Here is a 25,313-nt window from a genome sequence, read left to right as displayed (position 1 = left end):
CTTTTTCTCACGTCGTGCCACCGTCACAACCGAAACAATGAGTGCGGTGACGAAACGCTTGCGGGTCGTCAACAGCACCGGTCCGCCGTGAGTTTTGGTGGAACTGACACACGTCGACCGGGGGTCATTTTGGACGGTCGCTCACACGAGCGATCTTTTTCGCGACAGGAAAATCCATCGGGTTTTTCTTGATCGCAGCCGATTCCAGCGGGGGTGGTGCGAGTGAGAACTGGCACCGGGATTGCAATGCGCCATGACCAAACGGTCACATCATCGCGAGACACCCTGGTCCGAGACAGCCTGGCGGCCAGCGCCACGGGTTGTTCTCCCATCGGAGCCCGCGTGCGAACCGATGCCCGGGTGACTTCGCCGGACCGAGTTGCGGCCGGACAAATGGCTGGTCGCAATCGTTGCAAGCACATCATGGGCGCGATGTTGCTGACGCTGGTCTGCGGCGCCGTGTCAGCGCAATCCCCCGTGGATTCGTCGCCGCGTCGATTCTCGCTGCTGCCGACATCCGGTCCACCTCGCGTGGGATCCACGGCGCATCGACAGGACATTCTCGATGCGTTGCCGATGGATCGCCTGACGGTCGAAGCCAAGCAGCGCATTCTGGGAATCGCCGAAAAGCCAACTCTGTTTCGACGTCTGCCATCGCAAATCATTCCCTGCGACCGGGACATGTTCCTGTTCTTGACTCGCAATCCCGACGTCCTGGTGGGGCTGTGGGATTTGATGGGGATCACCCAAGTCCAATCCACTCGGACCGGCCCTTATCAACTGGACGCCAGCGACGGCGTGGGCACGCTTTGCCGAGTCGATCTGGTCTACGGCGATGCCAACAAACACATCTTTGTGGTCGATGGTTCTTACGATGGCAAAATGACGCCAACCGAAATTCGCGGCAAAGGTGTGTTCGTGCTGGAGTCCACGTACACCGTTGGCGAAGACGGACGCACACGAGTCTCAGGAACCCTGGATTGCTTCGTGCAACTCGATAGCCTGGGCATCGATTTGATCGCTCGAACGATGAGCCCCATCATCGGGCGTTCCGCCGACAGCAACTTTGAGCAGACGGCGCAGTTCATCGCCCAGGTCAGCGAAGCGAGTGAACGCAACCCATCGGCGATGCTGGACATCGCCGCTCGTTTGCCACAAGTCACCCAGCCGATCCGGGACGATTTCTCGAAGACCATCCTGGACGTTGCGCGTCGTGGGCAGCAGGTTGCCGCCCGTGAACGTGAGCAATCGACCGAGTGAGTTGGCCCCCGGAAAGTTCTCTACCAACTGTCGTCGCTCCGCGACCAAGCAGGTTGGCAGGAATGATCGGGTGCAACGATGTGAGCCGTTTGGGCATTCGCCCCGGTTGCACGTGGGAGCAACGACGCTACCCAAAACATTCCAAATGATGAACGACTCCTGCCGAACTGCTTAGGGCGATTTTTTTGGCACGGTTGACCCTTGGGTTGAAACCCCCAAGGCTGTTCGAATGCCGTCGCTCCGCGACTTGGAGGCATGGGATGCAAACCCAGCCTCGGGTCGAATCCCAAGGCTTCGCATCGCGTGACACCATCTCTTCACCCTGGTTGGGAACATGGCGGGCACCTTCTCGTCCTTCTGCAACAACCACCTCTGCACGGCGAGTGCGTCAGTTCAGCGGGGCTTCCCACAATCCCAACGCGGGATTCTGCACGAAGTAAAACTCGGATCCATCGACGTCCGTGTGGAAACCATCCTGCAACGAGTGAACGTCGTAGCGATTCATCAACGCCTCCAGGTCACCCGGAGTGAACCCGACCGAGGCGATCTCTTCATCGCTCAGTTTTCCAGCCGCGTAAACGACTTCGAATCGATTCTCCGGTGAGCCGTGAACCAGGTGAGCCGCTGCGGAGGGATCGCCGGCCAAATCTTCGTTTTCGGCCACTAACTGCATCACCTCGGCTTTGGTGCGATAGCCGTACTTGCGAATCAGCTGGTCGATGCGAGGGTCTTCGCCGAACTCTTCCACGGCGGGACCAATGACCGTCAACCGCCCCCCCGTCGCGATCGCTTTGCGTGTCCGATAGATCGCCTTGTTGCCTAACCAAGTGCTTTTGAATTCGTCTGGGTCCAAGTAGGCGACGACATGCTTGGGTGCCTTCGGCAGATGCGTGATGTTGACCTTGCGAGCCAACTCGGCTGCCCGGAAGAACGTCTCGTGATCGTCGCCGATGTACAGACCTCGCGTGTGCTTGGTCCCGTCCTTCATTTGCTGGATCACGGTCAACGCGTACAGCAGCGGCATGTCATCGCAGAAATGGTCCGAGGCGTAGTTCAAAATCTTTCGCAGAGGCGTGTCGGCGATTCCCAGCGTCTCATCAATCCCAACCATCGCGCTGAGGTAGTGACTTTCGTTGATGCCTGCAACGCCGCCGGTGCCAACGAACACGTTCTTGTTGTAGTTCGCCATCCCAATGACTTCATGGGGAACGACTTGCCCCAACGAAAAGATCAAATCGTGACCTCCATCTCGCAACATGCGATTGACTTGCGCGGGCCAGCTTTGGGTGTAAACGCCACCAGTGACTTCGCTGACGTATTCCGCTGGCACTTGGCCTAGCTCCACCACGTCCTCTCGCCAACGGTGCGGGCGGAACAACTCGTGAGGCACGCCGGGAAACATGTGATCCAATTGGTGCGGCTTCATCGGCGTGTGTGTGCCGAGGGCGGGCATGATGTCCTTGACCCGGTCGCCCAACAATTCATGACACAGCACCGTCAGTTCCCCCGCCCGGCTGAACAATCGCGTTGCGTCGGGAGGCAACAACAGCACGCGTTCGGGCCGCTTGATTGCTTCCAACGTCTGCTTCAGAGCGTCACGAAGATCCTCTGTCGTCAGCGAAGTGGTTTCCGATCCGGAAGAATAGTAGAGGGTCATTCAGCTCGCTCCAGCGACAATTTTGAAGGGGATAGCACACGGTCTCCACCATTGGCCGTAAGATTAGGGGTGGTTCGCTCACCTGAACCACGCCTGTCCTGCTTGCTCAATATGAAAGAGGTAGATGCGATGGCCAAGATCTTACTCGTCGAGGACAGTGCAACCCAGGCGGTCGAAATGACGATGCTGCTTCAGGCAGCCAACCACGAAGTCGTTCACGTGGCCAATGGACAACTCGGGCTCACGCATCTCAAGACTCAAGCTCCCGACTTGGTCATCACCGACTTGGAAATGCCCGAAATCAATGGACTTCAGCTGGTCGAGAACATGCGAGCCAACTTCTCGCACATCCCCAGCATTTTGGTCACCAGCCACGGCAGCGAAGAACTGGCGGCCGAAGCCCTGCGTCGCGGGGCCGCCGGTTACGTCCCGAAAACCCGGATGTCCGATTTACTCAACGACACCATCGTCGATGTGCTGGGGGTCATCCGCAGCGACGCGTCCTACGCGAAACTGATTTCGACGTTGAAAAAGAACGTCTTCGTGTTTGACCTGCCATCCGATCCCGAATTGATCTCGCCGTTGGTGGGCTTGCTGATGCAGGTCAGCGCGGGGATGGAACTGCTACCCAGCATCGAAATGGTGCGACTGGGCGTCGCCGTGGAACACGCTTTGACCAACGCCATGCTGCATGGCAACTTGGAAGTTCCTCGTGACCAACAACCATCCCATGGTCAAGTTGCTCGCGAAGGCCTGATCAACGACGCGATGAAAAGACGGTTGTCGCAGGAACCCTACAAAAGTCGGCTGACTCACGTGGAAGCCACCGCATCCGAACACGCCATTCGCATCGTCATCTCCGACCAAGGCCCTGGGTTCGACACCTCCCACGTGCCGCAAGCCGGTGAACTCGATGCCAGTTCCCTCGCGGCCAGCGCCGACGGGGTGGGACAAGGCGACAAACAGGGCCTGCTGTTGATCGCCAGCTTCGTGGACCAAATGTGGTTCAACGACACGGGCAATCAAATCACACTCGTTAAACGATGCGGTGCAGAGTGAACTGATGAGTAGTGTCTCCGAGTTTCAAACGTCCTCGACCTACCGCGCTCTCGCCAACGCATTGCCGCTGAACTTGTTGATCAAGGCAGCCGACGGGCGACGCGTCTTTGCCAATGACTCCTACCTGAAATGGCGGGGCGTCACCTGGCAAGAACTGGCGGGCAAACACGACGAAGATTTGTTCCCCCCGGAACTCGCTCGCCAATACCGTGAAGATGACCACAAGGTGATGCAAACGGGTGAGTCGTTGCACAGCGTCGAGTCCGCCAAATTGGCCGACGACTCGATCGGATGGATCGAACGCGTCAAAACCGCCGTTCACGACCACGACGGCAACCTGCTGGGCGTCCAGGTTCTCTTTTGGGATGTGACCGCCAAGGTCGAAAAAGAAAAGGCGACCCAGTTCGAACAGTCGCTGCTGACAACGCTGCTGGCCAACATCCCTGATTCCATCTACTTCAAAGACATTGACAGTCGCTTCATCCGTGTCAGTCACGCGATGGCAATGAAATTCGGACGAGCCAGCGTGGATGAGGTTCATGGCCGAACCGACGCCGATATTTTCACGCCGGAACACGCCGAGGGCGCCCGCCTGGATGAACTGCGTGTGATCGAAACAGGTGAAGCACTCGTTGACCGAGTCGAACGCGAAACCTGGCCAGATCGAGAAGACACGTGGTGCATGACCACCAAGATGCCGCTGCGGAATGACGCGGGCGAAATCATCGGGACGTTTGGAATTTCTCGCGACATCACCGACCTCAAACGCTCCGAAGCGGCACTGCACGAAGCCGTCCGAATGGCCGACGCCGCCAACCGATCCAAGAGCGAATTCCTGGCCAACATGAGCCATGAGATCCGCACGCCAATGAATGCGTTGATCGGCATGACGGACTTGCTCTCACAAACCGACCTCGATCCCGATCAACAGGACTATGTCCAGATCATTCAGGAATCCTCCGACGGATTGCTCCGGCTGATCAATGACATCCTCGATTTCTCAAAAATCGAAGCCCGGCGACTCGAACTGGAATCGGTTCCGTTTTCACTCAGCAAGACCGTTGAATCGACGCTTCGGTCGTTTTCACTCAGCGCCTCTCAGAAAGGATTGGAATTGCAGTGCGAACTCTCGCCCAAAATCCCTGATCAGTTGATCGGGGATCCAGGACGAGTCCGCCAGGTGCTCACCAATCTGGTCGGCAACGCGATCAAGTTCACCGATCACGGCGGCGTTCGCGTGCAAATCGAAGTCCTCCGCCAAGCCCCTGCTGCGGGTGGTGATCCCAAAACGTCTGCCAATGGCACCGAGTCGCCCGGTCGCCAAGACACGGTCGAACTACGCTGGAGTGTTTGCGACACCGGCATTGGAATCCCGCCCGCTCAGCAGGATGCGGTTCTCAATCCATTCACCCAAGCTGACGCGTCCACGACTCGTCGCTTCGGCGGAACCGGCTTGGGACTGAGCATCAGTCGCCAGCTCGTGGAGTTGATGGGCGGCCAACTGCAATTGCAAAGTGAAGTCGGCGTTGGCACGACGTTCTCATTCGATCTCAGAATGCCCGTGTGCCCGGCCTCGATGCGGAGCGAAGTGGACGACGAAGAAGAAGATTTGGGCGGCCCCGCCCGCCAACAACTCGCGCCGCTGCACGTCCTTGTCGCGGAAGACGGAGTCACCAACCAACACGTGATCGCCGGGTTGCTGCGTTCGCTCGGCCACAAGTGTTCGATCGCCAGCGACGGGCGGGAAACGTTGTCGAAGTGGCGATCCGAACAATACGACATCGTCTTGATGGACATGCACATGCCCGTCATGGACGGACTCGAAGCCACACGTGCAATCCGCCAAGAGGAATGGGGCACCGACCGACACACGCCCATCATTGCACTCACCGCGGCGGCAATGAGCGAAGACGCCGCTGCCTGCCGCGAAGCAGGCATGGACAGCTACCTCACCAAACCGATCCACAGCCGAAAACTGCGGGACGCCTTGGCGGCCTTTCAGAAAGAACTGCCTCCGGCGACAGATCTGTCACAGGAAGAAACGCTGGTGCAATCGTTCTCGCCCAAACTGCTGCTGGCGAGCGAACAAGATTCGACCACGATCAATGCCGCTCACGCCGCGTTTCCCTCCGCAGGATCCACCTCCAATGCGATCACGCTGTCACCCGAAAACATCGGGTGCCTGGACCTCGATTCGGCACGCTCCCGCATCCCCGGCGGAACGGCCGGCGTGTTGAGACTGGCGTTCGTCTTTCGAACCGAGTGCGCTCAGTTGGTGGACAAGCTTTCCCAAGAGATCCCCGCCGGACTCAACGATGAAACTCGCCGGAACGCTCATACGCTGAAGGGAGCCTGCGGTTTGCTCGGCGCAAAACAATTGCAAGCAGCCGCCGAACGAATCGAGGAAGCCGGCCGAGAAAATCGAGTGCAAGAGACCCCGGAACTGCTCGCCAATTTGCAACGCGAATCGGAACGCGTGCTCAGCGCCATCGATGAACTGCTCCGCCAATCGGACAAAGCTAATCCACCCAAATGAGACTCAATCGGATCCACTGAGCGGCGTCAGCGAGTCAAACCGCCACCCCCTACAGATTCCGCAGTCGCTTGGCGTTCGCCGGTGTGTCCGCCCAAGCAGGATCAATTTTCTGCCCGGCTCGAGCGGCGGCAATCAAATGCTCGACCAACGCCTTGGTGTCCTCGCCGCGAATTTCTGCGACTTGCTGCAACGTGTATCCATCGCGGCACAATCGCCAGGTCCAGTATTCATGCCGCCACGCCGATGGATCAGCCGCTGTCTCATCCAGACGCTCTGAATCCGGACTGGGCTCGGGTTCGATCGCGACAACCTCGACCGGCTCGCTCGGTGGCGAAGCAACGGGTTCCGGCGGGCAGTCGACCTCGTGCTCCGCCAACGTGTTCGCAATCAACTCGAGCAAATCGCTGCCGTATGCCTCGATGAACTCGCTGGATATCCCCTGCACGCCTTCCAGCTGAGTCGCGTTGGCAGGCTTGGTCTGGATCAATCGTTTGATCGTCGATTCGGAAAGGATCCGGTGTGGCGCCACATTCAACGCCGCTGATCGCTTGCGTCGAAACCGTTTGATCCGATCCGAGAGATCTTGATCAAGCAAGTCCTGTGCGTCATTCGAGCTCAAAGGTTCCGCGGCCACGACGCTGACGTCGGCTTGAGGAGTCTCTTCCGAGGGCGGTGTCTGCGTCACTGAAGAAGCAGGCTGAGTTGCAACGGATGGCTCGATATCGCCGGGTTCTTCCTCGGCAACGTCACCAGATTCAATCTTACTAGCCACCTTGGCCAACTTCTTCGCGAGCGGGAATTTCAACTGCAACGACGGCGGCAACGGAACCTGACCGTTCATCACTTGGCGTCCCAGGTCGGTCATGTGAACGGTTGGCCGACGCTCATTCAGTTCTTTCTGATCCAGCAACCCCACCGTCAACAAAGAGTCCATCGCGTCGGTCAACTCGCCTTGCTTCAGCCCCGTCAGCATGCCGTAGGTGCTCAGCCGACTCAGTCGCAACTGCGTGACCTTTTTGTTCTTTGATCCAGCCAGCATCTGAGCAATCAGATTCTTTCCCAATCGCCCGTGCGTTCGTGTGACTCCGCTGAGGATCACGCGAATCGCGGTCGTCAGGGCGACCATGTCGATCCCAGACTGCTCGCTCAACGCGCCGATCGAGCCACTTTCCCCCAGTGCCTTCGCGGTCGACACATTTGCGGCCGCCAAGGCGGAAGGATCCACCTTGGGCATGCATTCGCCCGCCGGGTCACAGTGGTCACATTTCCCGCAATTCTCCGCGTTGGGATCCCCAAAGTATTTCAGAATGACGTGCTGGCGACAGGACGTCGAACGCGCGAACTGGATCACAGAATCCAGTTTTTCATATTCAGCTTGCTTGCGTCGGGCCAGCTCTTCAAAGTCGATTTTCAGCTGATGAAAAGGGACGTCCCGCCGCATGATGTGAACGGCACGACCGCGAAACGGCGGGATGTAGTCGAACGTCTTCAGCTTGGTCAATTCTCGCAACGTGCGGGTCAATTGGACCCGTTCCACACCCGCTCGAGTTGCCAGATAACTCAACCGAACGAACACATCTTCCCCGCGACGAGGCCCCACGATCTTCTCGATCGCGGTCATGACCTGACGCTTCAGCTTGGCTTCGCGAGGCAAGAAATCCAGCAGCGTTGGCACATCGCTATCGATTCGCAGCACCGCTTGATTGGAACTGGCGTCCAACCGTCGGAGAGCACCGGCTTTGGACAACAACGTTTCGGAAGTGCCAATCGCTTCACTGCCGTCACGAACAGCAATTGCCTCCCGCACCTGATCCAGCGTCAACTCAATCGGGTCTTCTTCTCGAGAAAGCAGGTACTCGTAAACCTTCTTCACCGTTTCTCGGGATGGGTAGCGGTTCTCGATGAAGAACTCTTGGATCTGACGATCGGCGTAAGCAAACAGCAGCAGGCACTGGCTCATCGCCCCATCCCGTCCGGCACGGCCCGCTTCTTGATAGTAGGCCTCCAGCGAACCCGGCATGTTGTAGTGCACCACAAACCGGATGTCCGATTTATCAATGCCCATCCCAAACGCATTGGTCGCCACAATCGCGGACAAGTCTCCTTTCATGAACGCCTCTTGCACGCGGCGGCGTTCTTCCGGATGCATGCCGGCGTGATAGACACCGACTTTGCGTCCGGTTTTCTCAGGCAACCACTCAGCGATCTCTTCGCAACGCTTGCGAGTCGCGCCATAGATGATGCCCGCTCCCGATTGCTTCGAAAGGTAATCCCGCAGTGCGTTTTGTTTGGCGACATCGTTGTTGCAGGGCGTGACGGTGAACCGCAGATTCGTTCGCGCGAAACCGGTCACGAACACGCGAGGTTGCTTCAGGTTCAACAACTCGCAGATGTCATCGCGAACCGTCGGTGTCGCGGTCGCGGTCAATCCGATCGTCTGGACGCCGCCCAAGTAGCGATCACGAAATCGCCCCAGACGTGAGTAATCCGGTCGAAAGTCATGGCCCCACTCGCTCACACAGTGGGCTTCATCGACCGCCAACAGACTCACGTTGGCTTTGGGAACCACATCCAGAAATCGACCATTCCGCAAACGTTCGGGAGCCACATAGATCAGGTCCAACTTCCCAGCGGCCATTTCGTCCATGACCGACTCTTGTTGCCCGGGTGATTGCGTGCTGTTGAGCAATCTCGCCTGGATGCCCCGCCGCTGGAGCGTGTCGACCTGGTCTTTCATCAAAGCGATCAGCGGCGACACAACGATCGTGGTCCCCTCTCGGGCCAACGAAGGCAACTGATAACACAGGCTTTTTCCGCCACCAGTTGGCATCACGCACAGACAATCCGCGCCCGAAGCCAGAGCATCGACCACGTCCCGTTGGCCGGCTCGAAACTGGCTCAACCCAAATCGCGGCAACAACGATTCGGGGTCGATGGGCAAATTGGAATTGGATGCGAGAGACGACATCCGATCTTTCGTTCGGTGGGTGAAGGGCGGGCTGGACAGAACTGCGTCCCGGCGACGCAGTGCCATCTTCCGCGATTCAGCCCCCTTTTGCCACCTCGAACCGCTTCCGCGTCAGGGAAGCGATCGGTTTTGACAGCGGCGATCAGATCGCGGTCCAACGCCCGCTGGATCAGCGCACAAAAAAACCACCCCGCTGATAAACAAGCGGGATGGCTTTTGGAATCTCAATTCTCGCGGGTCGATTACGACTTCGCGGGAGCTTGCTGCTGTTGCAGGCCTGGACGAACGCGTTTGTTGATGTCCGTTTCCAGAACGCCAAAAACCGATTCGTGACGAGCGACCGACATTTGCAAAGCGGCGAGCAAACGTTTCGCGGTGAAGAAGTTCACGATGATGCGTTGCTTGACTTGAATGGGGTCCTTTGGCACACCGATTGGCTGTGGGTTCAGGCCGAAATCGATGATCAATTCTTCAGGCGAACCAGTCACGCGGCAGAAGTTCGCGTAGGTTGCGATGGCATTGTCATCGTTGACCTGAACTTGAACAGGAGCCTGAGCTTGAGTTTGTGCCTTCTCAGCGGGAGCGGCTTTTTCTGCGGCGGGGGCTTCAGCCGTCTTGGTTTCGTCTGCCATTAAAATCTCCAAAAAATCAAAAGGGAAACAGGTAAGTTGAGATTCGCGTGTTTTGAGGCCAATGTAGTGATCCCCCCCTGCGTCGCAACGCGAAAGCGACGGTGAAGGATCAAGAATCCAAATTTTTGAATCGCTTGCAAAAACCAAACGTTAAACCACGTCAAATGGAAAGGATGGTGGAAGCCTAGCTCACTCAGAAGTCAAAGTTGAAAGTTTTAATGATCACTCGCCATAAACGTGATCCAAGCGACATCGGGTCCACGTGAACCTTGGCCGCACCGCGAAAACCAGGCCGCAATGGCCAATCAATCCCATCGATCGGCACCCGAGCTTGGTACGAAACACTGCGAGGTTTGATCTGTCCGGTTTGAGGATCGATTTCGGTCTGCAAACTGCCGCCCGTTTGACTGGACATGGATGCGGAGGCCGCTTCGAGGGGCTTCTTCGAGATTTCCTCGATCGATCCGTGGAACGTTTCCAGTCGCCGTGAATCAAGCTTCAGATCCACCTCCTGCGATTCGCGAACCAGTTGCCGATCACCTTGGTCGATGATCAACACCGCTTCGAATGCTTCGGGCGATCCAATCTCGCAGATCAAATCGTCGGCTGTCAGCAAGGCACCTCGATTGCGTTCTTGAAGGGGTGTCCCACTCCAACTTGGTAGACGCCCATCACCGGGATCTTGTTCCTTCTTTTCTGGAGGAGGAAGCACAAAACCATCTCGCTTGGCTCGTACGTTCAGCCGGTCCAACTCCTCCTGTGTCTTGGCCAACAAGCCTTCGATCGATTCCAGCATCTCGACTTGAGTTTCGATCTGGATTTTGGCTGATGTGTCATCGAGCCGTCGCGATTTCAAGTTCGCCAGTTGCACTTGAGCGAGCTTGCGTTCGCCTTGCAAATCAGCGAAGCGAATTTCGAGCTCGGGGTTTTTCAACAGTGCGATCGTGTCGCCGGTGCTGACCAAGGTCCCCACCGGAACAGTCTGCTCCACACGCCCCACGACGCCGGCATAAACCATCCCCGCACGACTGGGGCGAATTTCAAACGCCGCGTCAATGTGGTGCGGCAATGGGATGTAGCACACCGCGGCGACGACCACGCCCAACACGGCGAGCGATGTTAACAACGGTCCGCGTTTCACTTTTGACAATCTCCCAGGTGTGCGGATGAATTTCCACGTTTGAATGACGGGTTGAGCGACCAAACCGGAGAACCCGATCACAGCGAGGATCCGCCCGAGTGCCTGCAGGCCATAGGGTTCGAGAACCTGCATCACGAACCATACGATCGAAAACACAACCACCCAGCGATAAATCACGCTGGCGATCGTGAACAACCCAAACATGAATTGATTGCGAGTGGGCAAGAATGGATCGTCCTGCAACTCCAATCCCAAACACGTCTTTTGGAACCAACGCTTCAGCACTTCCGTGCTCTTTTGACGAAGGTTGGGAATTTCCAAGTAGTCCATCATGATGTAGTAACCGTCAAACCGCAGCAGCGGGTTGCCGTTGACCAAGATCGTGCTGACGACGTTCAAGAACATCATGTTCAAACACAAGTCGTTGATCGTGGTTCCCTGTTCACTGAAGAACCACACAAACGCCGCAATCGACGCCAAGATCATCTCGACGTAAATCCCGCCGGCACCGATCCAGATCCGCTTCCACTTGTTCGGCAACATCCATGAATCAGACACGTTGCAGTACAGGCAAGGCGTGAAGACCAACAGCATGAAGCCGATTTCGTGACACTCACCGCCGAATTTCTTGCAACTCAGCCCGTGGCCAAATTCGTGAATGACTTTCACGATCGCCATCGTTGCGGCCAAGATGATCCAACGATCCGCAGCGAAGAACTGATGGAACGTGGGCAACTTGGCGTAGACCGTCTGGTACTGCGTCGCGAGCAACAAGGATGCCGCCAACAACAACCCAGCAAAGAAGATCAACGCTGGAACGGTGAAGATCCATCCGAAGATGGGCAACATCCGATTGAGGATTTTCTCGGGGTCAATCCCGCGAAAACGAACGGCGAAGACGTTGGACATCTTCCCCATCAATTCCTTGTTCTTTTTCTTTCGCCCACGCTCGCGAAGCGACTTTCCTTGACCGGGTGAATTGCTGATCACCAAACCGCTGCGGTGCAGCATGCCGATGAACTGTTGCAAGTCGCCAAAGGTGATCTTCTGCGGCGCAAACCGCTGTTCGAAACCGTCTTTGATATGCTGCAGACTGACGTGACCATCCAGCATGTTCAGGATGAAATACTCTTCGTCATGAAAACGAAAGTACTGCAATCCCACCGGCTCTTTGACCACCCAATACCCTTGCCCTTGGTAGTGGTGGCGGCTGGCGGTCAAGTCAGGACGTCGGCGCACCGTCAGTGCACGTGACGAACTGCTTACCAGTGATTCAGCCAGAGTGGTCATGGGGCCAGGTGTCGAATGAAAAGGTCAGGAAGAAGCGAGTAACAGGGAAAAGAGCGATCGAACGATCGTTTGGGAGATCACTGAAAGATGATTTCAGCTTCCATCCCGGGCTTGATCATCCAGTTGCCGTTGCTGTCCTTTTGGTTGTCGACATCGACCCAAATGCGATAGCGTTTTTGACCGTCGACTTCACTGCTCACAAATCCAAGGGGAGCTTTCACTTCAAAATTCTGGTCGGGGTCCGCTGTGTTGAACACGCGAACCAACACGGGAACTCCCGCGCGAACAACTCCATTGGATGCCAGCGCGTCGATGTCGCCACCGACTCGAACTCGGTCCAACTGAACCAGCGTCGCGATTGGCGAACCGGGCTGAACCCATTCACCAAGCTGTGCGATTCGCATTTCGATGTAGCCATCAAACAACGCGGTGATCCGCCGGCGGTCCAGTTCAAACTCCGCGATTTCGCGTTCGCTGCGTTTCGCGATGTACTGTGCCTCGGCGATCTTCTTTTGCATTTCCGCCAAGTCGATCCGAAGCAACGCGCGGATGGCTTCGAGGACCTTCTTCTTCATTTCGTAGTAAGGCGTGGCCCCCTTCTCGTAGAGCTCACGGAACGACTCGGCTTCGGCGCGGGCCAACTCTTCGTTGTTGCGAGCGTCCTTCAAGTTGACTTCGTTGGCGGCGTTGAGCTGAGCTTCTTTCTCTTCCGCTTTCTTGAACTCGAGAGCCAAACGTGCCGACGTGTCATCGACCAAAGCCAGCAGATCGTCCTTGGCGACATTCATGCCTTCTTCGATGGGCAAATCAACCAACTTGCCCTCGACTTCAGCGGGAATGTCGACCTTGCGGATGTATCGAACTTGGCAATACTCCGCGATCAATGGGGTCTCGCCCCTCAGACTGGTTTGCGCCGTGGCTGGCTCAGCGCTGATTGCGGCAACGCAAACGCTGGCCAGTGCAGCAACGATCAATCGCCAGGATTTCATCAATGGGAACTCGTGGTGGAGGGACAAGGAGAGAAGATTCGAAGGAGAAGAGAAGGAGGGGAATCAGAAAGCGAACTTGTAAGCCCACTCAAAGACTTCGTGCAGCAACACAAACCCACTGGCTCGTTTGCCGCATTTGACGTCGGCGGTCAGCTTGGTCCCGGGACTCGGAGACACCTTGCTCAGTTCGGTGAGGTCTGGCAGCACTCGCATTTTGATGACCGAGCCATGTTCTTCATTGGATTCCGCTCGCAGCGAAATATTCCCGATGGGCAACTTGGCGGGCAACGGTTCGTCCGGGTTGGACGCCAGGATGTAGTCGACGTCCAATGACTGGATGTTGTTGTCTTGGATGTATTGGTCCAGGTGACCTTCGCGTTTCTCAGGCATCTCGATTTCGAGATACATGGGCTTGGAAAGGTCAGCGATTTCCATCAGCACCTGCCCCGTTTGAATGGGGCGGTTGAGCAGCATCTTTTCGACTTCCCAAGAAACCACGATGCCATCGATCGGCGAACGAATGATCAAATCCTCCGCACGCTGTTCCTTCAATTTCAATTTGGCACGCTGCGCTTCCAGCTTGGTTTGAACCTCCACCTCTTCCAGTTCGATTGCACGCCGCTCGGTGGCCTTCAACTGAGATCGATTGCGAGACTGAGTCCGAATGCGCTGCAGTTCCGCCATCGTGGTTCGGATTTGACCGCGAAGGTCTTCCAGTTCAATGCCGATGTCGGGGTTGATCATCTTCACCAAGGGATCGCCCGCAGCGACGATCGAGTTGTGATCGACCAGCACTTCCCGAACTTCGCCGTCGATGCCCGCGAAGACTTCGCGGCGAGCTTCGGCTTTGAGTGTGCCGTCGGCCTCGAGGTCGAACTCCATCGGAATGAAGATCAGCCCACAAATCAGAGCCGCGATTGCGCCGATCACGCCGAGTGTCTTGGGCAGTGTCCGTGCTCGTAGAACCCAAGTGGCTCGGCCGAGTGTTCGCCACACGGGCATCAAGAACAGGTTCGAGTGAGCTTGCGAGTTGGCGATTGCGCGGGTGCCGTGCTCATAAACCAAGTCACAACGCTGGCGGAAGACTTCCGGAGGAAGATCCGTTTCAATCTGTTCGACAATCAATGCCCCAATGACTTCGCCACGGTGAGCGTCATCGCGATCCACTTCGCCGGCAGCACCCATCTCGGCTTCATGGCCGAGTTTGCGCTGCGGTTCGCGAAGCGGAAGGACAGCCAAGTTCCGGCCGTAAGAAAGGTCCACGTAGTCTTCGAGAGCTTCTTCGATTTGCGGTGGCAAATCTTCGGTGGACCCGTCGTGCCACAAAGGTTCCCCAGCCGCGACAACTCGTGTTGCCAGCAGATTCAATGCTGCAACGATGTTGGAGCGGTTCTCGATTGTGTCTTGGCCGCTGATGGCTTCGACCTTGCACTTGCCGCCCTTTTTGATCGCCACGCTGACTCGGTCGCAACCGATCAAACGCCGGCCTTCGTTGGCGACGATCGCAGCCGTTTCTTTCAAGTCCAATGATTCGTGAGCGGCACGTGCAAACGAGTCGGCTTGCTGCCAAAGCGTTTGACGATCACCGAGCGTCCGCAGCTTTTGACTGCGAAGCCATTCCGCAGCCAACTCGCACATCTGCTGCAGGAACCGCAAGTAGCCGCGTTGTGTGTCCGGAGCGGTGTCGGGGCGTTGAAAGATTTCGATCAAGCCATCTTTTTGGCCGTCGTGCTGCAAAGCACCGAGCACCAGCAAGTAGCGAGTCGGGTTGCCTTCGGCATCGCCGTCGGTGGTGCCACTGTAGGGCGGCACCAACAATGATTGCCCCGACGCAGCGGCGCGGCGGATCAAGCGATTGTGGCGATCGGCGTCTTCGGTGCCCTCGGTCAAAATCGACGGCTCTGCGTTGATCTGGTACTGCAACCGAAGTTGCTGATCTTCGTCGAGCAACCACACCGCACCACCGGCCGCAGCCAGCGCAGTGATGACCTTGGAAAGCAACTCCGGATAAAACTCCGAAGCGGTGGCACCACTCTTGGTAAGAGCTGCGATTTCGTTGACCAAACCGCGGATCTGCGCTTTGGTTTCTTCGACCGTTTGTTGGTTGACCGACATAGGCCTGTCTGACTGCTCGGGCGAGAAGGGGGCGGAAACGTCCAGTGGGCCGACACTACTTAAAAATCCGCTTGGATCGCCACTGGAAGTCGCTTCAAAAGCGGAGTTTGCATTCTTCGCTGGCTAACTGCGCCGCTCAAAAGGAAAACGCCGGTTGACCCGGTCCTTCCCCCCAACGCGACTCGTCGGACAACTCCGAAAACACAGAGAAAATCGATTGCAGCGATTCCCGCTGGACAACTTATACATTTTGTATAACCTCTTGTCCAGAGCCGCATCGGAAAAGTCGCCCAACCCATTTGGCTGTCTTCCGAGTGCGTCCACGATTCCAGCCAACGACCTCGCCGTTTGGACGCCCGTTTTGGATGCCCCCCCTGACCGCACCGCACCCACCGATCGCCAAACGCCCGAGAACCCCGAATCCACTCCAGGCCCCCAAATCTCACCAACCGCTGAATCGCTTCGGTGCCAAGAACTGGCCGAACCCGGTCAGATGCTGAAGTCACTGCAGTGGGAACTGAACCGAATCCAACGCACCGTTCGGCAAACGCTCCAGTCCAAACTGCAGGGACTGGTCGGCCAATCGCTTTCGTCGCTCAACGAAAACCGAGAACTTGCCAGTTCCATCCAAAAGATGTTGGACACACATAGCCTTCGGATTCGATGCCCTCAATGCGGACATGCGTCAATCTTGCGTGTCTCGCCGCGAAAGGGGATGCCAGGCGGAGCGTTTGTGCTCGACCACACCATTGATGGCAAACGCACTTTCCATGGTGGATCGTCTTCCGTCCCGCCAATTCAACTGACGGCAAAACCCGAGCGAAAAGCGACGGCCGCCGCCAAGACTCAAGCTCAACCCGCCGCGGCGGGGACGCCTGAGACCAAGGTTGGCTAGCACGGCTATCCCATTTCGCCCAAAAACCCTACAAACGTTTCCCAAATAGCCCTTGCCGAATTCGGGTTCCGTCGAGTAGGTTCTGCGATTCAAATTTTCGGTGTCCTTTTGTCAGAAGTTGTGAGCAGTGGCTGTTCAACGAACCTACATGGCCAAACCCGGCCAAATCGAAAAGCAATGGCATGTTGTGGATGCCAGCGACGAAGTTCTCGGTCGACTCGCCAGCGATATCGCTGTCGTGCTGATGGGAAAGCATCGTCCTGAGTACACCCCACACGTCGATTGCGGTGATTTCGTGATCGTCACCAACGCCGAAAAGATCGGCATGACGGGCAACAAGATGCGTGACCGCCACTACACTTGGTACACTGGCTACCCAGGCTTGCGTCTGGAAAGCTACCAAGATCGTCGCGACCGCAAGCCTGAAGATTTGCTGTACCACGCCGTCCGTCGGATGCTGCCCAAGAACAAACTTGCTCGCCAAATGCTGAGCAAATTGAAAATCTACGCTGGCCCTGAGCACCCCCACACCGCTCAGCAACCCGTCGAATTGGCTCGCACCGGCAAAAAAGCCAGCGCCTAGTTCCCACATGCCCTCACCGACCGCATCACGCGGGTCTGATCCATGATTGCAGTAAAAAAAGACAAGATCAACGGCGACGCACTGGGAACAGGACGTCGAAAAAGCAGTGTTGCCCGAGTACGCGTTCGTCCAGGCAGCGGAAAAATCACTATCAATGGTAAGTCGATCGAAGATTACTTCGTCAACGACCAACATCGCTACGCGATCACTGAACCCCTCGAAGCCGCTGGCTTGACCGAAACGGTCGACTTGCTGATTCGAGTTTCGGGAGGCGGCATGACCGGCCAAGCCGGCGCTGTCCGCATGGGCCTGGCCCGTGCTCTGTGCAGCCACGACGAGGCATTGCACGACCCGATGCGTGAAGGCAGCTTCCTGACGCGTGATTCACGCATGAAGGAACGTAAGAAACCAGGCCTTCGTGGTGCTCGCCGTGGCGTTCAGTTTAGCAAACGCTAAGAAGGTTCAATTTTGGGTAAGAAAGAAGAAGCTTTTGAAGTCGAGGGCACCGTTACACAAGCCCTCGCCAACACTCGCTTTCGTGTGCAATTAGAAACCGGCAACGAGGTCATGGCCCACGTTGCTGGTCGAATGCGGAAGCACTTCATCCGGATCGTTCCAGGCGACAAGGTTCGCGTGGAGCTTTCGCCATACGATTTGACCAAGGGTCGCATCGTTTACCGCGAACGCTGATCTATGGTCCCGTTGGCTGACGGTTTCAATCGCCGATTTGCTTGCCATTTTCACACGTCTCTCCTCTAAAAATAGCGACCGATACAGTGGCCAAGCCCCACCGGAAAACTAAGAAAGCCAACCACGGCAAACGCCCTGCGAATGCGAAGGCACGCAAGGCAAAGCGGAAAAAAATCAAGACTTGATCGTGGCACGTAGCGAATACATCCTTGATCCGGCCCTGCTGGACGTTGACAAACCGATCGCCGACATTGAAGCGATTCGTGAGTTCAACCCGCAGCGGCACGAGATGGAACAACTGACCGCAATCCTTTACGAGGATCTCGATCAGCATGCCTGCGCGGCTTACAAAGCGATCACAGAGAATGAGTTCTGGGTTCGTGGTCATATGCCTGGCATGCCGCTGATGCCCGGCGTTGTGATGCTGGAAGCCGTCGCTCAACTGTCCAGCTACTACACCCAAAAACATGACCTCCTCGGCGCAGCCATGGTCGGTTTCGGGGGCGTGGATGAAGTGCGTTTTCGCGGGGTCGTGACCCCCGGTGACAACCTGATCGTGATGGTGAAGCTTGAAAAAGCCCGTCGCGGCCGGATGATCGTCGCCCGTTTCCAAGGCGTCGTTGGCACCGACCTGGTTCTGGAAGGCTGCTTGCGGGGGATCCCGATCCCAATTGAAGCCGTCACGCGGCAACTTGGCGTCTCCAAAGAATCCGCCGGCTCTTAAGCCGCCTCGGGGCTTCCTCCCTGAGTCGAGGTCGTTCAGTTTTCTGGTGCTGCGTCTTGACGGGTTCCGGATTTGAGAAGCTCTCCCGAAACAAAGTTTTTGGGAAGGTCAAGCGACGCCGTTCAGGCGTATGCGAGGCCGAAGGGGCCGGGCATGGGAAGCGGCGCATATGGCGCTCCACCGGAAAGCGCGCTGAACGCTCGCTTTCCGACTCCTCCCAACTTCGCCGGGCGTGCCGTTTTGAAGTCTTGCGGTGCCCGACGCTTGTCATCACCCTCCCCCTGGGAGGGTCGAGCGTAGCGAGGGCTGAGCATTGGATCCATTGCCTTCAGCTGGCACCAACTAGCTCGGCGGCGAACCGCCGAGCCACCAACCACTGCAATGACTAAGCAGGTCGGCGGCAGTCTGTTGGCATTTGGACTGTTATGGCAAACGCAACTGTCCCCACGTACAACCGGGGCTAACGCCCAAACGGCTCACATGGGTTTGCCTGATCATTCCTGCCGACGTGCTTAGCAGTTGAACCCGTTTGGAATCTGGCCGTCCTTGATCACAATGCTGATTCCCTCGCGAATTTGCAGGTCATCATCCTCTCCCTGGTGATCGATTTTGGCTTCGTTCAGGATCCGAACGTTCTCGCCGACGCGACAGTTCTTGTCGAGAATGGCACCCTGAATCACGCTGCCAGCACCAACACCGACAGGCAATTTGCCACCGCAGTCGGCATCTTGCATTTCGATGAAGTCGGCTCCCATCACAACGCTGTCTTTGATCGTCACGTTGTCACCGATCACGGTTCGCAGACCGATCACGCTGTTTTCGATCGTGACGTTGTCGCCAATGAGACAACCATCCGCGATCAAACTGCCAGTGATCTTTGCGTCGCCCATGATGGTTGGCGGCAAGAATCGTGGCCGGCTGTAGATCGGTGCATGACGATTGCGAATGTCAAACGGGGGATTCTTGCCGGCCAACGAGAGGTTGGCTTCGTAGAACGAACGAATCGTTCCGATGTCTTCCCAGTACCCGTCAAACAGGTGCAACTGAACCTTGTGGGTGTTGATCGCTTCCGGGAAGACTTCCTTTCCGAAGTCGCTGTGCAGGCTGTTTTCGAGCATGTCGACCATCAGGTCTTTGTCGAAGATGTACAGCCCCATGCTGGCCAGCAAATCCCGACCTTGGCTCTCAATCCCGCGAGCATCAATCCAGCTCGGTTCCATGCGGACCTTGGCGATTTCTTCCTCTGTTTGGGGTTTTTCGACAAATCCCGTCACGCGACCGGTGTCGTCCACCTGCATGATTCCCAATGCCGAGGCGTCTTTCCGTGTCACCGGAATGCCAGCGATCGTCGCGGCCGCTCCCGACTCGATGTGAGTACGCATCATGTCACGGAAGTCCATTCGGTACAGTTGATCGCCCGACAGGATCAGCACGTGTTTGATCCAACTTTCACGCAGGTGCACCAGGTTCTTGCGAACTGCGTCGGCGGTGCCTTGGTACCAATCGGTGCCGGAGTTGACCGTCTGTTGAGCGGCGAGCAACTCGACGAAGCCACCGCTGAAGTGGTCGAAGGTGTACGTCTGACGAAGGTGACGGTGAAGACTCTCTGACAAGAACTGAGTCAACACATACGCGCGATTCAGCCCGCTGTTGATGCAGTTGCTGATCGGAATGTCAATCAACCGGTACTTGGCGGCCAACGGCACCGCGGGTTTGGCGCGGATCTTTGTGAGCGGGAACAATCGTGTTCCGCGGCCACCGCCAAGAATCAACGCGATTGTATTGTTCAATTCCATGATCACTCTCGTGGGATGACGTGCTAGTTAGTGTGAATGGTCGGTAAACGGGAACGTTTGCTTCGGAACGAGCTAGCTTACCAATACTTTTCGAATCGAATGGTGCCGGGACCAGGTGTTTCTGTGGCATCATGAAAACCGGCGGCTCTCAGCAAAGGCAGCATTCCGGGCTGATCGGGAATCTCACCGCCGGGCGGCACATAGCCGATCATGTCTGGGTTGCCACACAAGAACACGTGCGTGTTGGTGGGAGCGAGCGGATCACCGACAAGCTCGGCCAACTTGCCAGAGGTGAACATCGTTTGCAGATACTGTTTTCCGACGTAGTCCGGTCGGTCGGGTTCTAAATTCTTGGGTTCGCGAGTCGTCAGCGGCAGGTAGCAATAGTTCGGGAATCGACGCATCAACTCGTCGTGCTCGCTTTGGTAGGCGATATCGGAGCAGTAGCGGACGCTGGTTGCGATGACGATTTTCCCGAGATGCCCGCGTGACAACAACGTGGTCGCCATCGCATTGTGAGGTGCCTCCCCCGTGCCGGTTCCGAGCATCAAGACGTTCTCGTTCAGGGGAATGTCCCCCAACAGATATCGTCCCGTGATTTTCCGTTCGACACAAATTCGGTCGCCTTCTCCCTTGCCAAATAGTCGCGGCGTGAGTGCCGGCGGCTTGCTCGCAGAGGTCGCTCCGTGGCGGACCAATGTGATGTAGAACTCCAGGTAGTCGATCTGATCGACCGGCGCCAGTTCTCCCGCCTTTGGCGAGTCGGCATCATGCAGCATCGGACATGAAATCGAATACGCTCGGCGCACCAGTTTCCGCGACTTTTTAACAGGGACGTCCTCGGCCTGAGTGCCTCGCAGTCGAGGTTCCCAGTTCCCCAGCCCGATGGCGACATACTGCCCGGGTTCAAATGGCATCACCGGCTCGTCGCACTGGATCCGATACCGAGCCAGATCCTCGGTCAGGTCCATCCGTTTGACGATCGTCGCGTTGTAATGCTGCTCGCGAAGCCGCTGCCTCTCTTCCTCGTCCGGGTAGCCCTGTTCATCCATTTCGTTTTCAACTCCCAGATGCCTTTTTCACGTCGGCGACCCCGCCCGCCTGAGTTACTATAGTGGATGGGGTCGGGCGGCGTGGCAGTGTTCACATCGCAACCACCACGACTGAGTTCGTCCGTCTCGACTTCGCGACTTCACCGCCTCACCTTATCATTCGGACCTCCGATCATGTTTGATCGCCAAGTCTTCTTTCGGCAACTTCCGCATCGACTCTCGATCCGATCAATCACAATTGGCCTCTCGGTCGCCTTTGGCATCACGCTGGGGACGCCGTCGAGTTTGCCTGCGGAAAACTGGACCAGCCTCACAGGCAATCGCACCATCCAAGCCCAGATGGTGGGGCTGTGGAACGACAACGTCATCCTGCTGATGTCCAGCGGACAACGAGTCAGCGTTCCGATGAAATCGCTGATCGCCGAAAGTCGGATTCAGGCGGAAGAGATCGCGACTCGATTGAAGGAACAACGCCAATCGCTGAGCGAAGAACTTCGCCAAGTCGCTGACGCGGAATCCGCCGCCGCTCCGGATCCACTGCCCACGCCACCAGCGCCGCCCGCGTACCAACCGCTGGCTCCCAATCTGCCCATCGACGAAGCGATCGAACAGATCCAATCCCAAATTCGCGAAGGACATTTGGCCGTTGTCGTTGACGCGCTGCCCCCCTCGTTCCGCAGCGAGCTCGATCAACTGGTTGATCTGGCAATGCAAAAGATCGATGCCAACGAATGGAACCAAGGCAACGAGCGTCTGTACCGTTTGGTCGACCTGATCGTGACTCGCCAAAATTGGATTCAATCGCATCCCCGATTGGCCTCGGGCGATCCCAATTCTCCCAGCGCCTTCAATGAAGCGTTTGACGAATTGATCCTGCCGATTGCCAATGCGCTTCGTTCGGGCTTGGCAGACGATGCGATGACACCTGACAACATCCGGCAAAAGGGATTCACCAATTGGGTCCGGGATCGAAGCGAATCAGTGGCTCCTTACTTCCGCCAACTGACTCAGGCCTTTGCCTCTTCGGACCCTCAGTGGGAAGTCGCCAGTTTCCAAGAGGACACCGCGACAATCCAGCGTGCCGGTTCAGGCAGCCAACAACCCGGCCAACGGCGTCCCAACCGCGGCCCAACGCATGAAATGGTTCGAGTGGAGGGCTACTGGATTCCCAAAGCCTTGGCGGATCACTTCCCGAAGTGGGTGGAAGAACAAACGCAGAAGCTCGAAGCGATGGCTGACGGAGGAACCAGCATGGCCGAATTGGCTCAAAACTCCGGCAGCATGAATCCGATGGCGTCGAGCACCATTCAGCAATCCACTCAAATGTTCGAGACGTTCTTGCAGCCGCTCGAATCCGCGGCCGACGCCACCGCCTTCCACGAAGCTTCTGAACAAATGATCGCAACCGTCCAGCCCATGATCAGCATGTTCAGCGCCATGGCGAACATGGGCGGTGGTCGAAACCAGAACGGGATGTCAGGCTACGGCAACTCTGGTTACGGCAGCGGCGAACCTGGGTACGACGACATGAACATGGGCATGGACCCCAGCTACGGCGAACCCATGATGGAAGACGGAAGCATGGACCAAAGCGGTCCGAGCTACGGCATGGAACCGATGAATCAATGAGCCCAATGAATCGATGAAAATTGCGATCATCGGTGGCGGACTGTCAGGATTGTCCACCGCCGCTCACCTGCGTTTGCTAGCTCAAAAGCAGAACAAGCCTCTTCCCCAAATCACACTCTTTGAAGCCGCTGAGCGACTCGGAGGTGTGATTCACACCGAGACGCTGACCGACGACCAGGGCCGCACCTTTGTGATCGATCATGGGGCGGACATGTTTGCGACCGCACCGCCGGCAGCGATTGATCTTTGCGAACAACTCGGCGTTGCGGATCAGCTCCTGCGTCCCAATCCGCTCGGTCGCGGTGCCATGATCGCTCGAGGCAATCAGTTGATTCCGATCCCGGAAGGCTTTGTGTTGATGCGTCCGACCAAACTTGGGTCGATGCTGACGACATCGCTGCTGAGCCTCTCAGGCAAATTTCGCTTGCTGCGAGAACGTTTGATTCCTCGCCGCGATGACAGCGTGACCGACGAGAGCGTGGGATCGTTTGTCCGTCGTCGACTCGGCGAAGAATGCCTCGACAACATCGTCGCGCCCTTGGTCGCTGGCATCTACACCGCCGATGTCGATCGCCTCAGCATGGCGGCAACGATGAAACCGATCTGGGACATGGAGACCAACGACGGTTCGCTTGCCAAGGCAACGTTGCGACGGATCCGAACCGGGGAGGACTCCACCGAGCAAGCCAGCAGTGGCGCTCGCTACGAGAAGTTTCGAGCGTTTCCCAATGGCATGAAGCAATGGATCGACACGCTCGCCGATTTCACTGGGCGTGAGAACATTCGCTTGAACACGGCCGTTCGCTCGATCGTCCCGCTTGCGGATCGTCGCTATCGATTGGAGATCGAATCCGTCGACAACAGCCCATCACCCCAAGAGTTTGATCAAGTGGTTGTTTCAACGCCCGCGCACATCGCGGCGAACCTACTGCAACCACTCAGCGATGAAGCCGCGTCCACGCTTCGCTCAATTCCATTTGCTTCCACGGCGATTGTGGTCATGGCAGTTCGGCGAGATTGCATCCAACGTTTCCCAACCACGTTTGGGTTTGTGGTCCCTCCCAAAGAGAACCGCCGCGTCCTGGCAGGCAGTTTCGCGAGCACCAAATTTCCCCAGCGCGCTCCCGATGACTACGTGATTGTGCGGGCGTTTGTCGGCGGCATGCTGCAACCCGAAATCCTGGAACACAGTGACGACGAGATCACCGAGATCGTTCGAGCCGAACTGGGTGACCTGATCGGACTGGACCAAACTCAGCCACTCAAGGACATCGCTGCGGTGGTGCAAGTGGTGCGTTGGAACAATGCGATGCCACAGTACGAGGTCGGCCACTTGGACAAAGCCCAGCAGATTCGAACCGCAATCGAATCCCTCCCAGGCTTGCACCTGAACACAAATGCACTAGGCGGCGTTGGGATCGCCCCGGTCATCGCAGCATCCAAACGGACTGCGGAACGTATCCTGAAGTGAGATCAAGACTTCGGGTTTGCGGCGGAATCCGAGGGATGCGAAAGGATTGCGATCCGTCCAAAACCCCAGTGGAAACCGTTTTGAGAGCTCTCGAACTGTTTCGTGAATTCCGAGGGAGGGGCAAAAAGATGGGATTGACTGGGGTATCGGGATGGTTCACGCTGCGCAGTCAGTTGAGCACCACATTTGGGTTGGTTGGTTTGTTTTGGAAGCGTTTTCCAGTGAAACGAGCCCGAATGCGAGAGGCATCTTGCCTCGTTGGTGACGGTTTGCAGGGTATCAGATAAGTGACGAACATTTATGTCGGGAACCTCTCGTTCAAGGCCACCGAAGAAGAACTCCGTGGCGCGTTCGAACAGTATGGCGAAGTGTCAGCTGTGAACATCATCATGGATCGAGAGACAGGACGTAGTCGCGGATTTGCCTTCGTCGAAATGGCGGATGCCGAAGGCGCCAAGGACGCGATCGAAAACCTGAACGGTCATGAAATTGATGGCCGTGGTGTGACGGTCAATGAAGCTCGACCTCGCGAGCCACGCAGTGGTGGCGGCGGCGGCGGTGGTGGAGGCTACGGTGGTGGCGGCGGTCGCAGCGGCGGCGGTGGTTACGGCGGTGGCGGTGGCAACCGCGGCGGTGGCGGTGGCTACGGCGGCGGCGGTGGTGGTGGATACGGCGGCGGCGGTGGTGGCGGCTACGGTGGCCGCGGCGATCGCTGAGCCCGAAACCTACGACGAATCATATGCATGAGCGGAAGCCAGTCTGATATCAGATTGGCTTCCGTTTTTTTGCGCCCACTCCGCTTTCGCGCGTGCGCCATCGCCCGCTG

The 25,313-nt window shown here is 57.1% G+C and carries 20 protein-coding genes; 12 read left to right on the top strand and 8 right to left on the bottom strand.

The window, feature by feature from the left end:
- Positions 1–246: 246 nt before the first annotated feature.
- The gene (locus tag RISK_RS22885) at positions 247–1,260 is read left to right on the top strand and encodes a hypothetical protein (RefSeq protein ID WP_047816588.1); all 1,014 of its coding nucleotides are present in this window, start codon (positions 247–249) and stop codon (positions 1,258–1,260) included.
- Between the two features lie 388 nt (positions 1,261–1,648).
- Here RISK_RS22885 and RISK_RS22880 read toward each other — a convergent pair whose 3' ends face one another.
- The gene (locus RISK_RS22880; protein ID WP_047816587.1) at positions 1,649–2,917 is read right to left on the bottom strand and encodes a lactate racemase domain-containing protein; all 1,269 of its coding nucleotides are present in this window, start codon (positions 2,915–2,917) and stop codon (positions 1,649–1,651) included.
- Positions 2,918–3,046: 129 nt separating this feature from the next.
- Between RISK_RS22880 and RISK_RS22875 the strand changes: the two genes are divergently transcribed.
- Complete coding sequence (locus tag RISK_RS22875; protein WP_236696597.1) at positions 3,047–3,976, top strand: ATP-binding response regulator; 930 nt, start codon at positions 3,047–3,049, stop codon at positions 3,974–3,976.
- A 4-nt stretch (positions 3,977–3,980) separates the two neighbouring features.
- Positions 3,981–6,512 (top strand): PAS domain-containing hybrid sensor histidine kinase/response regulator, encoded by a 2,532-nt coding sequence (locus RISK_RS22870; protein ID WP_047816740.1) that lies wholly within the window; start codon positions 3,981–3,983, stop codon positions 6,510–6,512.
- 49 nt (positions 6,513–6,561) lie between these two features.
- On the opposite strand, the gene RISK_RS22865 is transcribed toward RISK_RS22870, so the two are convergent.
- The 5 genes from RISK_RS22865 to RISK_RS22845 all read right to left on the bottom strand — a co-directional run bounded on the left by RISK_RS22865 (position 6,562) and on the right by RISK_RS22845 (position 15,647).
- Positions 6,562–9,546, bottom strand: coding sequence for a RecQ family ATP-dependent DNA helicase (locus RISK_RS22865; RefSeq protein ID WP_047816585.1), 2,985 nt, complete (start codon positions 9,544–9,546; stop codon positions 6,562–6,564).
- A 176-nt stretch (positions 9,547–9,722) separates the two neighbouring features.
- Positions 9,723–10,124 carry a DUF3467 domain-containing protein gene (locus RISK_RS22860; RefSeq protein ID WP_173442716.1) on the bottom strand — a complete coding sequence of 134 codons (402 nt, stop codon included), beginning with the start codon at positions 10,122–10,124 and terminating at the stop codon, positions 9,723–9,725.
- A 181-nt stretch (positions 10,125–10,305) separates the two neighbouring features.
- Positions 10,306–12,543 (bottom strand): hemolysin D, encoded by a 2,238-nt coding sequence (locus tag RISK_RS22855; protein ID WP_315852661.1) that lies wholly within the window; start codon positions 12,541–12,543, stop codon positions 10,306–10,308.
- 77 nt (positions 12,544–12,620) lie between these two features.
- Positions 12,621–13,532, bottom strand: a complete 912-nt coding sequence (locus RISK_RS22850; RefSeq protein ID WP_236696595.1) for an efflux RND transporter periplasmic adaptor subunit — start codon at positions 13,530–13,532, stop codon at positions 12,621–12,623.
- A gap of 63 nt (positions 13,533–13,595) precedes the next feature.
- A complete protein-coding gene (locus RISK_RS22845) occupies positions 13,596–15,647 on the bottom strand; it encodes an efflux RND transporter periplasmic adaptor subunit (protein ID WP_047816583.1) in 2,052 nt (683 codons plus the stop codon).
- Between the two features lie 361 nt (positions 15,648–16,008).
- Between RISK_RS22845 and RISK_RS22840 the strand changes: the two genes are divergently transcribed.
- From RISK_RS22840 to RISK_RS22820, 6 genes are all read left to right on the top strand, one after another.
- On the top strand, positions 16,009–16,542 hold the full coding sequence (locus tag RISK_RS22840) for a hypothetical protein (RefSeq protein ID WP_236696594.1): 534 nt from the start codon (positions 16,009–16,011) through the stop codon (positions 16,540–16,542).
- 148 nt (positions 16,543–16,690) lie between these two features.
- Positions 16,691–17,125, top strand: coding sequence for a 50S ribosomal protein L13 (gene rplM, locus RISK_RS22835; RefSeq protein ID WP_047816736.1), 435 nt, complete (start codon positions 16,691–16,693; stop codon positions 17,123–17,125).
- Positions 17,126–17,167: 42 nt separating this feature from the next.
- Positions 17,168–17,581, top strand: a complete 414-nt coding sequence (gene rpsI, locus RISK_RS22830) for a 30S ribosomal protein S9 (protein WP_047816582.1) — start codon at positions 17,168–17,170, stop codon at positions 17,579–17,581.
- 12 nt (positions 17,582–17,593) lie between these two features.
- Positions 17,594–17,815 (top strand): translation initiation factor IF-1, encoded by a 222-nt coding sequence (gene infA, locus RISK_RS22825; protein WP_007328023.1) that lies wholly within the window; start codon positions 17,594–17,596, stop codon positions 17,813–17,815.
- A gap of 86 nt (positions 17,816–17,901) precedes the next feature.
- Positions 17,902–18,000, top strand: coding sequence for a 50S ribosomal protein bL37 (locus RISK_RS33695; RefSeq protein ID WP_390173962.1), 99 nt, complete (start codon positions 17,902–17,904; stop codon positions 17,998–18,000).
- A 2-nt stretch (positions 18,001–18,002) separates the two neighbouring features.
- The gene (locus RISK_RS22820; RefSeq protein ID WP_047816581.1) at positions 18,003–18,539 is read left to right on the top strand and encodes a 3-hydroxyacyl-ACP dehydratase FabZ family protein; all 537 of its coding nucleotides are present in this window, start codon (positions 18,003–18,005) and stop codon (positions 18,537–18,539) included.
- 512 nt (positions 18,540–19,051) lie between these two features.
- Here the strand turns inward: RISK_RS22820 and RISK_RS22815 are convergent.
- Both RISK_RS22815 and RISK_RS22810 read right to left on the bottom strand, forming a co-directional pair.
- On the bottom strand, positions 19,052–20,341 hold the full coding sequence (locus RISK_RS22815) for a glucose-1-phosphate adenylyltransferase (protein ID WP_047816580.1): 1,290 nt from the start codon (positions 20,339–20,341) through the stop codon (positions 19,052–19,054).
- Between the two features lie 71 nt (positions 20,342–20,412).
- Positions 20,413–21,387: a ferredoxin--NADP reductase gene (locus tag RISK_RS22810; protein WP_047816579.1), complete on the bottom strand. Its 975-nt coding sequence runs from the start codon at positions 21,385–21,387 to the stop codon at positions 20,413–20,415.
- 174 nt (positions 21,388–21,561) lie between these two features.
- Between RISK_RS22810 and RISK_RS22805 the strand changes: the two genes are divergently transcribed.
- The 3 genes from RISK_RS22805 to RISK_RS33415 all read left to right on the top strand — a co-directional run bounded on the left by RISK_RS22805 (position 21,562) and on the right by RISK_RS33415 (position 25,203).
- On the top strand, positions 21,562–23,016 hold the full coding sequence (locus tag RISK_RS22805; RefSeq protein ID WP_047816578.1) for a hypothetical protein: 1,455 nt from the start codon (positions 21,562–21,564) through the stop codon (positions 23,014–23,016).
- Between the two features lie 13 nt (positions 23,017–23,029).
- Positions 23,030–24,487 carry a protoporphyrinogen oxidase gene (gene hemG / locus RISK_RS22800; protein WP_047816577.1) on the top strand — a complete coding sequence of 486 codons (1,458 nt, stop codon included), beginning with the start codon at positions 23,030–23,032 and terminating at the stop codon, positions 24,485–24,487.
- 287 nt (positions 24,488–24,774) lie between these two features.
- Positions 24,775–25,203, top strand: coding sequence for an RNA recognition motif domain-containing protein (locus RISK_RS33415; RefSeq protein ID WP_047816575.1), 429 nt, complete (start codon positions 24,775–24,777; stop codon positions 25,201–25,203).
- The last annotated feature ends 110 nt before the right edge of the window (positions 25,204–25,313 follow it).

This window comes from Rhodopirellula islandica (assembly GCF_001027925.1).
Taxonomy (GTDB): domain Bacteria; phylum Planctomycetota; class Planctomycetia; order Pirellulales; family Pirellulaceae; genus Rhodopirellula; species Rhodopirellula islandica.
Note: the sequence above shows the minus strand (reverse complement) of the source record. Positions and strands in the feature narration are given on the sequence as shown.